Source organism: Streptomyces panacea, from assembly GCF_040560175.1.
GTDB lineage: Bacteria > Actinomycetota > Actinomycetes > Streptomycetales > Streptomycetaceae > Streptomyces > Streptomyces panacea.
Genome location: NZ_JARJHW010000194.1, coordinates 1 through 13629 on the forward strand (window position 1 = coordinate 1; position 13629 = coordinate 13629).

At 70.7% G+C, this 13629-nt stretch carries 9 protein-coding genes; 1 reads left to right on the forward strand and 8 read right to left on the reverse strand.

What is annotated here, in order from left to right; translation table 11 throughout:
- Positions 1-280: 280 nt before the first annotated feature.
- The 4 genes from P3L51_RS30550 to P3L51_RS30565 all read right to left on the reverse strand — a co-directional run bounded on the left by P3L51_RS30550 (position 281) and on the right by P3L51_RS30565 (position 4074).
- Positions 281-1582, reverse strand: a complete 1302-nt coding sequence (locus P3L51_RS30550) for a M50 family metallopeptidase (protein WP_354608569.1) — start codon at positions 1580-1582, stop codon at positions 281-283.
- The gene (gene dxr, locus P3L51_RS30555; RefSeq protein WP_354608570.1) at positions 1579-2841 is read right to left on the reverse strand and encodes a 1-deoxy-D-xylulose-5-phosphate reductoisomerase; all 1263 of its coding nucleotides are present in this window, start codon (positions 2839-2841) and stop codon (positions 1579-1581) included. Before dxr ends, P3L51_RS30550 begins: the two co-directional genes overlap by 4 nt.
- A gap of 99 nt (positions 2842-2940) precedes the next feature.
- Positions 2941-3744 carry a hypothetical protein gene (locus P3L51_RS30560; RefSeq protein WP_354608571.1) on the reverse strand — a complete coding sequence of 268 codons (804 nt, stop codon included), beginning with the start codon at positions 3742-3744 and terminating at the stop codon, positions 2941-2943.
- A gap of 186 nt (positions 3745-3930) precedes the next feature.
- Complete coding sequence (locus tag P3L51_RS30565; RefSeq protein WP_354608572.1) at positions 3931-4074, reverse strand: hypothetical protein; 144 nt, start codon at positions 4072-4074, stop codon at positions 3931-3933.
- A 198-nt stretch (positions 4075-4272) separates the two neighbouring features.
- On the opposite strand from P3L51_RS30565, the gene P3L51_RS30570 reads away from it, so the two are divergent.
- Positions 4273-5469 (forward strand): glycoside hydrolase family 64 protein, encoded by a 1197-nt coding sequence (locus tag P3L51_RS30570; RefSeq protein ID WP_435594561.1) that lies wholly within the window; start codon positions 4273-4275, stop codon positions 5467-5469.
- A gap of 94 nt (positions 5470-5563) precedes the next feature.
- Here P3L51_RS30570 and P3L51_RS30575 read toward each other — a convergent pair whose 3' ends face one another.
- The 4 genes from P3L51_RS30575 to P3L51_RS30590 all read right to left on the reverse strand — a co-directional run bounded on the left by P3L51_RS30575 (position 5564) and on the right by P3L51_RS30590 (position 13582).
- The gene (locus P3L51_RS30575; protein WP_354608573.1) at positions 5564-7525 is read right to left on the reverse strand and encodes an acyl-CoA dehydrogenase family protein; all 1962 of its coding nucleotides are present in this window, start codon (positions 7523-7525) and stop codon (positions 5564-5566) included.
- Between the two features lie 256 nt (positions 7526-7781).
- Positions 7782-9227, reverse strand: coding sequence for an aldehyde dehydrogenase family protein (locus P3L51_RS30580; protein WP_354608575.1), 1446 nt, complete (start codon positions 9225-9227; stop codon positions 7782-7784).
- Between the two features lie 296 nt (positions 9228-9523).
- Positions 9524-11101, reverse strand: coding sequence for a PucR family transcriptional regulator (locus P3L51_RS30585; RefSeq protein WP_354608576.1), 1578 nt, complete (start codon positions 11099-11101; stop codon positions 9524-9526).
- Positions 11102-11320: 219 nt separating this feature from the next.
- Positions 11321-13582, reverse strand: a complete 2262-nt coding sequence (locus tag P3L51_RS30590) for an ATP/GTP-binding protein (protein WP_435594562.1) — start codon at positions 13580-13582, stop codon at positions 11321-11323.
- Between the last annotated feature and the right edge of the window lie 47 nt (positions 13583-13629).

Genomic DNA, 13629 nt, shown 5'->3' on the forward strand with positions numbered 1-13629 from the left:
CTCCGATCGGCCAGCTTCGTCGGAACATCCGGCATTCCGAGAGAAATCGCAGTCATCTGCTGTGCAACCCCAAGGTGTGGTTCGTGGTCCCGAGTTCGGCGGGCTCCAACCATCGAGATTACGGCACCGGCCCACCGAACGAGCACATCGCTGTGCGCAAACCTTCCAAAGGTTTACGGCCGGGATCAAAGAGACACCCGGCCGTAAACCTGTATCCGCTTCGACGGCCTGAGCCGTTCCCCGTCGCGGGGAGCGCTCCGGGCGCCAGGCTCCCCGTCGGCTACGTGATCTTGACCGGATTCACCACGTCGGCGATCAGCACCAACAGCGTGAAACAGATGAAGATCCCGGCCACGACGTAGGCGACGGGCATGAGTTTCGCGACGTCGAACGGCCCCGGGTCCGGCCTCTTGAAGACGCGGGCGAGTTTCCTCCGCGCGGACTCCCACAGCGCCCCGGCCATGTGCCCACCGTCGAGCGGCAGCAGCGGCAGCATGTTGAAGAGGAACAGCGAGAGATTGAATCCGGCCAGCAGGAACAGCATCATCGCCATCTGGTTCTGCGCCGGGACGTCGAGCGTCATCACCTCGCCGCCGATCCGCGCGGCGCCGACGACGCCCACCGGCGAGTCGTCCTTGCGGTCGCCGTCGGAGAAGGCCGCGTTCCACAGATCGGGGATCTTGGAGGGCAGCGCGATGATCGACTCGACACCGGTCACGATCATGTCGCCCATGCGGTCGACGGAGTCTCCGAAGGAGAGCGGCACGATCTCGGTGGCCGCGGCGAAGCCCAGGTAGCCGGCGGGAACGAACTTGTCCGGGACGACCTCCCCGTCCGAGTTCTTCTGCGCCACCATGTTCTTCGCGAGCGTCGCCTGGAGCACCTGCTCCTTGCCGTCACGTTCGACCGTGATGGTGGCGGGGCCGATCGTCTCGCGGATGAGGCTGGAGAGCGCGGACCAGTCCCCGACCCGCTGTCCGTTGAAGGCGACGATCTTGTCACCCTCCTTGAGACCGGCGGCGCGGGCCGGCGACACGGGGTCGCCCGACTCGCACTTCTCACGCGCCACGTTCTGAGAGATGACGCACTTCTGAACGCCGGCGACCTCGGTGGTCTGGGTCTGGAATCCGAAGCTCATCGCGACGCCCATGAAGATCACGACGGCGAGGACGAGATTCATGAAGGGTCCCGCGAACATCACGATCACGCGCTTCCACGGCTTACGCGTGTAGAAGAGCCTGGTCTCGTCGCCCTCCTTCAGCTCCTCGAAGGCAGCCGAGCGGGCGTCCTCGATCATGCCCCGCCAGGGCGAGGTGGACCGCGCCTCGATGCGTCCGTCGGCGCCCGGCGGGAACATCCCGATCATGCGGATGTAGCCACCGAGCGGAATCGCCTTGAGCCCGTACTCGGTGTCGCCCCTCTGGCGCGACCAGATGGTGGGGCCGAAACCGACCATGTACTGCGGCACGCGGATGCCGAAGAGTTTGGCCGTGGACAGGTGACCCAGCTCGTGGAACGCGATGGAGAAGAGCAGCCCCGCAGCGAAGATCACTATGCCGAGGACTGTCAACAGGATCGTCATGCGCGAGCCTCCGCTGGCTGTTCTTCGCCGAATTTCTCTGCCACTTCGCGGGCCCGGGCGCGGGCCCAGGTCTCCGCTTCGAGGACGTCCGCCACGGTGAGCGAGGTTCCCTTGGCGGGCTGTCCGTGCTCGGCGACGACTTCGGTGACGGTATCCATGATGCCGTTGAACGGCAGCCGCCCCGCCAGGAACGCGTCCACGCACTCCTCGTTGGCGGCATTGAACACCGCCGGAGCAGTCCCACCCAGCGATCCGACATGCCGGGCGAGTCCCACCGACGGGAAGGCCTCGTTGTCGAGCGGGAAGAACTCCCAGGTCGACGCCGTGGACCAGTCGAAGGCGGGCGCGGCATCCGGCACCCGTACCGGCCAGCCGATGCCCACGGCGATCGGACCGCTCATGTCGGGCGGCGTGGCCTGCGCGAGGGTCGAGCCGTCCGTGAATTCCACCATGGAGTGAACGTAGGACTGGGGGTGGACGACAACCTCGATGCGTTCGAACGGGATGTCGTACAGGAGATGCGCCTCGATGACCTCCAGTCCCTTGTTGACGAGGGTCGCGGAGTTGATCGTGATCACGGGGCCCATCGCCCACGTGGGGTGCGCGAGGGCGGCGTCCGGGGTGACGTGGGCCAGCTCGGCCCTCGTACGGCCGCGGAAGGGGCCGCCGGAGGCCGTGACGACCAGCTTGCGCACATCGGCGCGGGTGCCCGCCGCGAGGGCCTGGAAGAGCGCGGCGTGCTCGGAGTCGACCGGGATGATCTGCCCCGGCTCGGCGAGCGCCTTGACCAGCGGGCCGCCGACGATCAGCGACTCCTTGTTGGCCAGGGCGAGCGTGCGGCCGGCTTCGAGGGCGGCGAGGGTCGGCGCGAGGCCGATGGATCCGGTGATGCCGTTGAGAACCGTGTGGCACGCGGACGTCGCGAGGTCGGTGGCGGCGTCCGCCCCGGCCAGGATCTCGGGGAGCGGCTCGGCACCGTACTCCGCCCCCAGCGCCTCGCGCAGTGCGGGCACGGCGTCCTCGCGGGCGACCGCGACGGTGCGCACCCGTAGCTGTCGCGCCTGCTCGGCGAGCAGCCCGACCCGTCCGCCTGCGGCGGACAGCGCGGTGACACGGAAGCGGTCGGGGTTGCGCAGGACCAGGTCGATCGCCTGGGTGCCGATGGACCCGGTGGAGCCGAGGACGACGATGTCCCGGCGGCCTTCGGACGCGTCGAAGGCGATATGGGGGTCGGCGAGAGGGGCTGGACTGTCGCTCATGGCCCCATTCTTGCCGCATCCGGCCACGGCGCGGGCAGTGAGGGCCGAAACCGGGGCGCGGGACGGGTCCCGGCCGGTCCTGCCGGCCGGTCCCGGCTGTCAGCCCGTCGCGCCCGCCTCGAACTTCTTCCACTGCGCCGTGATGACCTCTTCGGGCACCCCGCCGATGTCCTTCGTGTCGAGGATGTCGGCCCGGAAGGAGAGGGTGGTGGTGCCGGAACGTACGACGGTGAGGTACTCGTACAGCTTCAGCGTGCCCTTCACGTCGAGGATCGTGAAGCGGTACGCCTGCGCCTCGTCGCCGTGGTCGGGTGCCTTGACCGGCTCGACCTTCAGGTACTGCCCCTTGGCGATGGCCCGGTTCTCCACGAAGCCGCCCGCGCACTCCTTGCCGGCCGCGCCGAGGGCCTTCATGACGGCGGCCGCGCCGCCTCCGTTGTAGGAGCGGAGCTGTACGGCGACGGTCGTGCCCACCATCTCCTCGGCGACGTCGACGTTGCGGTTCACCTCGGACGCCAGGTCGAAGGCGGTGGCGCCCTTGGCGAGGCTGACGAGCGGCTGGCAGGTGGCGGGGTCGGCGGTGTAGTCCTCGCCGCCGGGCGCGCCGAGGGAGAACTCTCCCGCGGTGTACTTGCCGATCTTCTCGCCGTCGGTGAAGGCGAGGCTCGTGAGGTCGCGCAGGCTGAGGGCCCCGGTTCCGCCGGCCCCGGAGTCGCCGGCGCCACCGTTGTCGGCGGACTCGTCCGAGCCGGCCGAGTCTACGGCGTCTCCGGCGGGGGTGGAGGCGGGCGCCTTGCCGTCCGCTCCCGACTCCTCGGCACCCTTGTCGCCGTCGCTCGTGCCGTCGCCACCGCAGGCGGCCGCGCCGGTCAGTACGGCGCCGACGAGCGCGAGCGCCGCCACGCGGCGTAGTCGTGCGCGCCGGCCGCCGGGCCGACCTTGGTTCCCCGCCCCGAACATGCCTGCCCCAATCGTCGGTTGACGGGGCCCTCGACCCCGCGTCCCCGGCGGCGTCCTCGGCCGAGCGCGCGGTTCGTGCCCCGTGTGGTCACGTCGAGGCTCGATTGTGCTGCATGCGAGCCGCCGGGGTCACACACCGGCCGGGCGGCGACGCCGCGCCGCCTCGGCCCGGCCCGCGTCGGCGTCGGCGTCGGCGTCGGCGTCGGCGTCGGCGTCGGCGTCGGCGTCGAGAGATCTTCGGCAAGTTGCGGCATCCGCATTGACACGCTTCACGCGTGGCGCAATTCTGAGAGCGCTCTCAGAAAGGTCTGTACCAAACTGAGGAGTCGCTCCCTTTCCGGTTTCCCCGTTCCCGGCTTCCGGTTCCGGCTGCCGACCCTTCATTCGCACCGCCTCACCGGCGGCGTCCGTACGTCAGATTCCGCCCCCCACCGCCCCCACTGGGATCTACCTGACGAGGAGGAAGAGCGAGTGCCTGCGATACGCAAGCTGCTGGCTTCTCTGGCTGCCGCGGTGGTCTTCACCACCGGATTCACGGCCTTGACAGCCGCGGCCCCGGCCGAGGCCGCCGTTCCCAACACCATTCCGTTCACCATCACGAACAACTCCGCCCGCGGCGAGCAGGTCTACATCTACAACCTCGGTACGGAGCTCTCGTCCGGCCGGCAGGGCTGGGCCGACTCCAACGGCACCTTCCACGCCTGGCCCGGCGGCGGCAATCCGCCGACCCCGGCGCCCGACGCCTCGATCGCCGGTCCGGCCCCGGGCCAGAGCAAGACGATCCAGCTGCCGAAGTTCTCCGGACGGGTCTACTTCTCGTACGGGCAGAAGCTCGACTTCAGGCTGGCCACCGGCGGCCTGGTCCAGCCCGCCGTGCAGAATCCGAGCGACCCGAACAGGAACATCCTGTTCAACTGGTCGGAGTACACGCTCAACGACGCCGGTCTGTGGATCAACAGCACCCAGGTCGACATGTTCTCGGCGCCGTACGCGGTCGGTGTCAAGGGTCCCGACGGCACCACCAAGACCACGGGTCATCTGAAGCCGGGTGGCTACAACGGCTTCTTCGACTCTCTCAGGGGGCAGCCGGGCGGTTGGGCCGGTCTGATCCAGACCCGGTCGGACGGCACCGTTCTGCGGGCTCTCGCGCCCGGTCACGGCATCGCGTCCGGCGCTCTGCCGGCCGGTGTCATGAACGACTACATCAACCGGGTGTGGGCGAAGTACGCCAACTCCCCACTCACGGTGACCCCGTTCGCGAATCAGCCGGCGGTCAAGTACGTCGGCAGGGTCTCCGGCAACGTCATGAACTTCACCAACACCTCGGGCGCGGTGGTCACCTCGTTCCAGAAGCCCGACGCCGACAGCATCTTCGGCTGCTACAAGCTGCTCGACGCCCCCAACGACCAAGTACGGGGCCCGATTTCACGCACCCTGTGCGCGGGGTTCAACCGCTCCACGCTCCTGACCAACCCCAACCAGCCCGACGCCGGTTCGGCGGACTTCTACAAGGACTCCGTCACCAACCACTACTCCCGGAAGATCCACGCGCAGATGGTCGACGGCAAGGCGTACGGCTTCGCCTTCGACGACGTCGGCGCCCACGAGTCGCTGGTGCACAACGGTGACCCGCGGCAGGCGTTCCTCACGCTCGACCCGTTCAACTGAGGCACCGCCCCGCACACTCCGGGCCGCGTCTTCCGTAAGGAAGACGCGGCCCGGTGGTCTCTTCGTGCGGCCGGCTCTCTGTCCCCGCCGTCGCTCAGCGAATCGGCCGGTGGACGTTGTCCCGTTCGGAGGGGCCCGGCGTGGCGTCAGCGATCCAGGGGCCGTCGCCGCTCGGGTCGATGATGCCCTCCTCCAGCCAGGTGTAGGTACCGGACAGCACACCGTTCACGACCTTGCGGTCGACGTCGTCCGTGTTGGACCACAGCCGCGTGAACAACTCCTCGACCCGGATCCGGGACTGCCGGCAGAACACATCGGCGAGCTGGTAGGCCTCACGGCCGTGCTCTCCCCCGGTGCGCAGCATCTCGGCCCGTACGCACGCCGCGCTCATCGCGAACAGTTCGGCGCCGATGTCCACGATGCGGCCCAGGAAGCCCTGTTTGGTCTCCATCCCGCCCTGCCAGCGCGACATGGCGTAGAAGGTCGAACGGGCCAACTTGCGCGACGTCCGCTCCACATAGCGCAGGTGCGCCGAGAGATCCAGATGCCCCTTGGGGTGAAACTCCGCGTAGGAGTTGGGGAGTTGGCCGGCACCCGCGACCAGTTTCGGCAGCCAGCGCGCGTAGAAGACGCCCGCCTGCGCCCCGGCCTTCGCCTTGTCGGACAGCGTCTTGTCGGGGTCGATGATGTCGCCGGCCACCGCCAGGTGCGCGTCGACCGCCTCGCGGGCGATCAGCAGATGCATGATCTCCGTGGAGCCCTCGAAGATCCGGTTGATCCGCATGTCGCGCAGCACCTGCTCGGCGGGCACGGCGCGTTCACCGCGGGCCGCCAGCGAGTCCGCCGTCTCGAAGCCCCGTCCGCCGCGGATCTGGACGAGTTCGTCCGCCATCAGCCAGCCCATCTCGGAGCCGTACAGCTTGGCCAACGCCGCCTCGATACGGATGTCGTTGCGGTCCTCGTCGGCCATCTGGGACGCCAGGTCGACCACGGCCTCCAGCGCGAACGTCGTCGCCGCGATGAACGAGATCTTCTCCCCCACCGCCTCGTGGTGCGCGACGGGCTTGCCCCATTGCTCGCGTGCCGCCGTCCACTCGCGAGCGATCTTGAGGCACCACTTGCCGGCGCCGACGCACATCGCGGGCAGCGACAGGCGGCCGGTGTTGAGGGTGGTGAGGGCGATCTTGAGGCCGGCGCCCTCGGGGCCGATGCGGTTCGCCGCCGGGACGCGCACCTGGTGGAAGCGCGTGACCCCGTTCTCCAGGCCGCGCAGACCCATGAAGGCGTTGCGGTTCTCCACCGTGATGCCGGGCGAGTCCGCCTCGACGACGAACGCGGTGATGCCGCCCTTGCGCCCCTCCGACTTCGGTACGCGGGCCATCACGACGAGGAGGTCGGCGACGACGCCGTTGGTCGTCCACAGCTTGACGCCGTCCAGGACGTAGTCGTCGCCGTCGCGCACCGCCGTGGTGGCGAGCCGCGCGGGGTCGGAGCCGACGTCGGGCTCCGTCAGCAGGAAGGCCGAGATGTCGGTGCGGGCGAGGCGCGGCAGGAACGTGTCCTTCTGCTCCTGGGTGCCGAACATCTTGAGCGGCTGCGGTACGCCGATCGACTGATGCGCGGAGAGCAGCGCGCCGATCGACGCGTTCGCCATGCCGACCAGGGCGAGGGCCTTGTTGTAGTACACCTGGGTGAGGCCGAGGCCGCCGTACTTCCTGTCGATCTTCATACCGAAGGCGCCGAGTTCCTTGAGGCCGTTGACCACCTCGTCGGGGATGCGCGCCTCGCGCTCGATCCGCGCCCCGTCGATCCTCGTCTCACAGAACTCGCGCAGCGTGGCCAGGAAGGCCTCTCCGCGCCGTACGTCCTCCGCCTGGGGTGCGGGGTGGGGGTGGATGAGATCGAGCCGGAAACGGCCGAGGAACAGCTCCTTGGCGAAGCTCGGCTTGCGCCAGCCCTGCTCACGGGCGGCCTCGGCCACCTGTCGTGCTTCCCGCTCGGAGACCTTGGGCTCCGAGCGCTGGGCCGTGTCGAATGAATCGGATGGAGCGGACATCGGGAACTCACCTCGCCGCGAACGTCGGGTCGATGGGCCGACCGGCCAAGACGCTGTACTGCCGCCCTGGTGGAAAAGTACCGGCCGGTACTACTCGTCCGTATCTACCCGAATACCGAGGCCGTAGCCAGCCCTGACGCGCGCCGTCGGGGCCGCGGGGAGGGACCCGTAGGCGTACACGGAAATGGCCGGGACCGCCGCGCGGCGGTCTCGGCCATCTCTCCTCGGTACTGATGCGCGTGGCGCGTCCACTCCGTCAGAGGGCGAGGCCCGTGAAGACCATCACGCGCTCGTACGTGTAGTCCGCCATCGCGTAGCTCACGCCTTCGCGGCCGACGCCGGACTGCTTGACACCGCCGTACGGCATCTGGTCGGCGCGGTACGACGGGACGTCGCCCACGATCACGCCACCGACCTCGAGCGCCCGGTGGGCACGGAACGCTGCCTGCACGTCGTGTGTGAAAACGCCCGCCTGGAGGCCGTACTTGGAGTCGTTCACCGTTTCGAACGCCGCGTCCTCACCGTCGACCCGGCTGAGGGTGAGTACGGGGCCGAAGACCTCCTCGCAGGAGATCGTGACGTCCGGCGGGACGTCGGCGAGGACGGTGGGCGCGTACGAGGCACCGTCGCGCTTTCCGCCGGCCAGGAGCCGGGCGCCGGCTTGAACGGCCTCGTCCACCCATGCCTCGACGCGCTTGGCGGCGTCCTCGCTGACAAGGGGGCCGACGTCCGTGGCGTCGTCGGACGGGTCTCCGGTGATCTGCGCCTCGACGGCGGCGACGATCTTCGGTACGAGGCGCCCGTACAGGGACGCGTCAGCGACGACGCGCTGCACCGAGATGCAGGACTGGCCGCCCTGGTAGTTGGAGAAGGTACCGATCCGGGTCGCCGCCCAGTCGAGATCCTTCTCGCTCGCGTAGTCGGCAAGGACAACTGCCGCACCGTTGCCGCCGAGTTCGAGGGTGCAGTGCTTGCGCGGCACCGAGTCCATGATGGCGAAGCCGACCTTGTCGGAGCCGGTGAAGGAGATCACCGGCAACCGCTCGTCCTGTACGAGGGTGGGCATCCGGTCGTTGGCGACGGGCAGCACCGACCAGGCACCGGCCGGCAGCTCGGTCTCGGCGAGCAGTTCGCCGATGAGCAGACCGGAGAGCGGGGTCGCCGGGGCGGGCTTGAGGATGATCGGGGCGCCGACCGCGATGGCCGGGGCGATCTTGTGGGCGCAGAGATTCAGCGGGAAGTTGAACGGCGCGATGCCGAGGACGACGCCGCGCGGGAAGCGGCGGGTCAGCGCGAGGCGACCGGTGCCGCCCGCGTCGGTGTCGAGTCGCTGGGCCTCGCCGCCGTTGAACCGCCGGGCCTCCTCGGCCGCGAACCGGAAGACCGAGACGGCGCGGCCCACCTCGCCGCGCGCCCACTTCATGGGCTTGCCGTTCTCGGCGGAGATCAGACGGGCGATCTCCTCGGTGCGCTCGACGAGACGCCGGGACACGTGGTCGAGCGCGGCGGCCCTGACATGCGCGGGCGTCGCGGCGAACTCGTCGCGCACGGCGTAGGCGGCGGCGACGGCCTCCTCGACCTGAGCCTCTGTCGGGACGGCGACCTTGCCGACGAGCCGGCCGTCCCACGGGGACGTGACGTCGAAGGTCTCCTCACCGGTGGCCTGGCGTCCGGCGAGCCAGAAGGCATGGGTGGCTGCCACAGTTTCGTTCGGCATTGCGAGTCCCGGCCCTTCCGAAGTGGTGGAGTTGTCTCCCCCACCGTAGGGGCGCGGAACGTCCACGGGATTTGTCCGGGGTGGAGTGGTGACAGGCGCGGGCTGTGACGCTTTGGCACACACGACACCGGTGCGCCGCTGCCTTCGAGGCCCATCGGACAAAGGTCCACCGCCCACCCGTAGGCCCGAACCGGGCGCGCGCGGCGATTCGCGCGGTAAATGCCGAACACGTCGCGGCAGTTGAGGCGAGATGCGCTGTGGCTCCGGGCCGCAGGCGTTCGCTAAGGTCCCGGCAGCGGCGTCGCCGAGGTGGTCTTCAGAGCCAGCCAGAGCTCCATCCGGACGTCCGGGTCGTCCAGCGTTCGGCCCAGGATCTCCTCCACACGGCGCATGCGGTAACGCAGCGTATGCCGGTGGACGCCCAGATCGGCCGCCGCGGCGTCCCACTGGCCATGGCGCGAGAGCCAGGCTCTGAGGGAGTCCACCAGGTCGCCGCGCCCCTTGGCATCGTGTTCGTACAGCGCGCGGAGCATTCCGTCGGCGAAGGCCCGCACGGCGTCGTCGGCGAGAAGCGGCAGGAGCGAGCCGGCTGCCAGCTCCTCGTGCTCCACCAGCGCGCGGCCCCGTCGACGCGCGACGGACAGCGACTGTTCGGCCTGTTTGTAGGCGCCCGCAGCCGCGATCGGCCCCGTCGGGGCGGAGAGGCCGATGACGACCCCGGCGTCGTCCGCCTCCTGCTCCTTGTACGTCTCGCAGGCGGCGGCGACCGCGCCGGCGTCCGCCGCGAGCACGACGAGCCGTTCCTCGCCGTCGGGCACGGCGAGCACCACTTCCCCCCCGTGCGCCGCCGACGCCTCCAGCGAGTCGGTCAGCGACCGGAGCGGATGGTCGGCGGTGGGGTCGCGGGGGTCCGACGCCGCCTCGGCCGGTTCGGCGATGAGCAACCGGAACGGGGCGTCCAGCAGCCCTCCGTACAGATCACCCGCCACCGCCCGCGCGTGGTCGGGCTGTCCTGAGAGCAGCATCCGCAGCACCGCGGAGCCGAGCCGCTGCTCGGCCTGCTGGAGTGCGCGTGACCGCTCCGTGGTGAGCGTCAGCAGGGCAACGGCCGAGTGCACGGCGTAACGCTCCGCCGTGCCCAACGCCGCCCCCGTGCCGACAGCGAGCGCGCCCCGTACGCGACGGCCGCTGCCCAGCGACTGGAGCTCGACCCGGTCGTCCGGATCACCGACCACGGCGCTGGCGGGCGCGGGGCGCTCCCGCAGGCGTTCCACCTCGGGCGTGAGGCGGGCGGCGCGGCGTGCGGCCCAGTCCGGCGCGGCAGCGATCACGGCGCCCGTCGCGTCGTACAGCGCGGCCCAGCCGTCGACGTGCGCGGCAAGGCGGCCCAGCAGCGCGGCGGGCCCCTCGGAGAGCGCCGCGCGGGTCAGCTCCCGTTGCGCCTCGAAGCCTGCCGTGACCGCCCGGTACTGATCGGCCGCGATCGCCGCCGAGACGGCCTTGCTGATGGCGAGGAAGGGGGTACGGCGCGGGACCGCGAGGAGCGGCAGTCCCTCCGCGTGCGCGGCGTCGACAAGGGCGTCCGGGATGTCCTCGTAGTTGACGCCGACGGCGAAGCCGAGCCCGACGACGCCGGCACCGACGAGGCGTCGTACGTAGCGGCGCATGGCCTCGGGGTCCTCGGCGTGCAGTGTGACCGCGGTGACGAGCAGCAGTTCGCCGCCGTCCATGTACGGCACCGGGTCCTCGAGTTCACTGACGTGCGCCCAGCGCACCGGTGTATCGAGCCGGTCCGCCCCCGCGCGCACGGTGAGTCTGAGCGCCGAGTGCTGGATGAGCGAGGCGAGCGTGGGCGGCATGGCGGACCGTAGAACCTTCATGAAGAGGACGGGCGGACGATTTCGCCGTCTCGTAGAAACGGCTCACGTCAATTCTGCCAGGGTGTACGAGAACAGGGGTGCGAGTCCGGGCGACGCGGACAGCCGACGGCCCTGGGCATGCGCCGTTCCTCGCCGTGGCCATGTCCGCCGACGCCGCCTACGTACGGAGATCGCCCTCCGCTCAGGTCGCTCGGTCGCTCAGGTACGGAGGTCCACCAGCATGGGCGGCGCGTGCTCCCCGCTGACGGTGGTCAGCGAGAGCACGGCGTGGCCCGCCGGCACGGAGTGGGCCAGTTCGGAGGCCGACCAGCGTTCACGCTCGACCTCTCGCACCGTGATCGCCTCGGCGGTGGCAGCCTTGCCGGTCACCAGCCGCCGCATGAAGTGCAGCGCCTTGGTGAGCGGCTCGTCGGAGATGATCTGCCGGTTGGTGACGTCGCGGGTCTGGACCCACTCGGTGCCCCAGCTCTCCGCGAAGCGCCCGCCGTCCCACGCTCCGAGCCCGGAGAACGCCATGCGGCAGCCCACGGCGCCGAGGAGCGGGCCGCGCAGCGGATCGGGGACGTCCTCCAAGGTGCGCAGCGGGAGGATCACTCCGGCGTTCGCCGAGCGCAGCCGTTGGATGGCGCGGACGGAGTCGCCCGTCACGGTGTACGTCGCGTCGTCCAGGACCAGGCAGGCGAAGAGCGAGCGGTCCACGCGGGCGAGCGCGGCGTCGGTGAACTGGGCGAGGAGGAGCCGGGCGATGATCCGCGATGCCTCGGCGTGGCCCCGTTCGGGCAGGTCGATCCTGACCCTCAGCGGATGCTCGATGGCGCGCAGCGAGAAGGATCGCCCGCTGCCGTCCGTACGGAAGAAGTCGGCGAAGGCGGGCCGGTCCAGGAAGGCGAGGCGTTCGGCCAGGAGCACGCCGATGTCGTCGCCGCGCGTCGCCTGCCGCTCGCGTGCGTCGAGCTCGCGCAGCTGGGCGGCCGCGCCGGGGTCCGCGGATGTCTCCAGCGCGGTCCGCAGTGCCTGGACGGCCACGGGGGAACCGCCGATCAGTTCCCGCAGTTCCGGGACGGCGGGGAAGTGCCCGTGGACGCTGCGGTACGGACCGATGAGCTGGGCGAGCGCGGTCGCGGCTCGGCGCCTGTCTCCGCCGGGGAGACCGGCCGCCAGATCCCCCACGAGGGCCTCCGACAGCGTCCTGGCGGCCTCGTCGGGGTCGTCGGCGCTTGCGTAGAGGTCGAGATCGTGGGTCGCGCCCGGGCGGCCGACGGCGATCACGAGGTCGAAGGAGTCGTCGGGGGCGAGCGCCGCCCCGTAGGCGGTGACGGCGACGACGGCGGCGCGGTTGGCGAGGGCCTGGAGGCAGAGCGACTCGACGACGGGGCGGACCAGCCTGAGCGTCTTGCCGGAGCCGGCGGGGCCGACGGCGAGCAGCGACGTGCCGAGCAGCCCCGGTTCCAGGGCGACGCCGGTCGTCCGTCGCGCGTACGGATTGCGCGGGTGGTCCGCGGCGGTGCCGATCCTGACCTGGCCGGTGGCGAGGTCGTGGTTGGCGGTGCGCAGCGGCAGGTCGCGCACGCCCGAAGGGTGGGCGCAGGCGCCCGCCCCGTGGGCCCGGACGGTGTCGGTGAAGGCGGGCAGCCGTTCGGGCCGGGTCCGGACGCCCTGCCACGCTCGGCGGATCCGCGCGTAGTCGACATCGCTGAGGGTGCCGCGGTGTACGGCTTCGGCGAGCTTGGCGGCGGCTTCGGTCAGTCCCGCGGCGCGGAGTTCGGGCCAGTCCGCCGGGTCGGCGTCGGCAGGAGGCGGTGGGGGCGGCTCGTCCGGGCCGGCCATACCGAGGCGCCGTCGTACGGGAGGCCAGGTGCCGGCGCGCCCGATGACCGCCAGCACGGCGGCGACGAGGAGCACGTAGTAGACGTTGGACACCCAGGTCAGCCAGTCGACGGTGCGCGGCATCTCGCGCCAGAAACCCGGCAGCAGTACGAAGAGCGGCCACAGTGGGACCCCGTAGCGCCGCCAGACCTCGTTCCAGTTGCCGATACGGCCGAAGCCGACTGCGAGCAGGCCGACGACGAGGGCGTAGTAGAGATAGCTCGCCGCGACGTACAGCTCGACGTTCGCACTGTCCTTGGACCGCCAGCTCTCCGGGGTCAGCCACTGGATCGGCAGCAGCCACCACCTGTCGCCGAAGATCCACCATCCCCCGAGGTAGCCGTTCCAGAGCAGGGACCAGACGAGCCAGCCGCACAGGTACGCGACGAGAGCGCCGCTGAACAGCTGACGGGCCGGCACCTGCTCGGGCTCCTCCGGCGGGCGCGGGCGGTGGCCGAGGCGCCAGATGCCCGGTTCGGCCTGGGGGCGGGGGATTCGCAGCCAGTCGGCCACGGAGGCGCCGATACCCGGGGCCGGCGCGTGCGTCGGTGAGGGCGGCGGTGCCGGCGAGGTGGGCGGGGCGGGGTGCCCCAACGGGGCGGAGACCGCGGGCGGAGCGACCGGCGATACCGAGGCTGTCT

Coding starts and splice junctions, on each gene's coding strand:
- P3L51_RS30550 (WP_354608569.1), bottom strand. CDS start 1,582: ATGACGATCCTGTTGACAGTCCTCGGCATAGTGATCTTCGCTGCGGGG.
- dxr (WP_354608570.1), bottom strand. CDS start 2,841: ATGAGCGACAGTCCAGCCCCTCTCGCCGACCCCCATATCGCCTTCGAC.
- P3L51_RS30575 (WP_354608573.1), bottom strand. CDS start 7,525: ATGTCCGCTCCATCCGATTCATTCGACACGGCCCAGCGCTCGGAGCCC.
- P3L51_RS30585 (WP_354608576.1), bottom strand. CDS start 11,101: ATGCCGCCCACGCTCGCCTCGCTCATCCAGCACTCGGCGCTCAGACTC.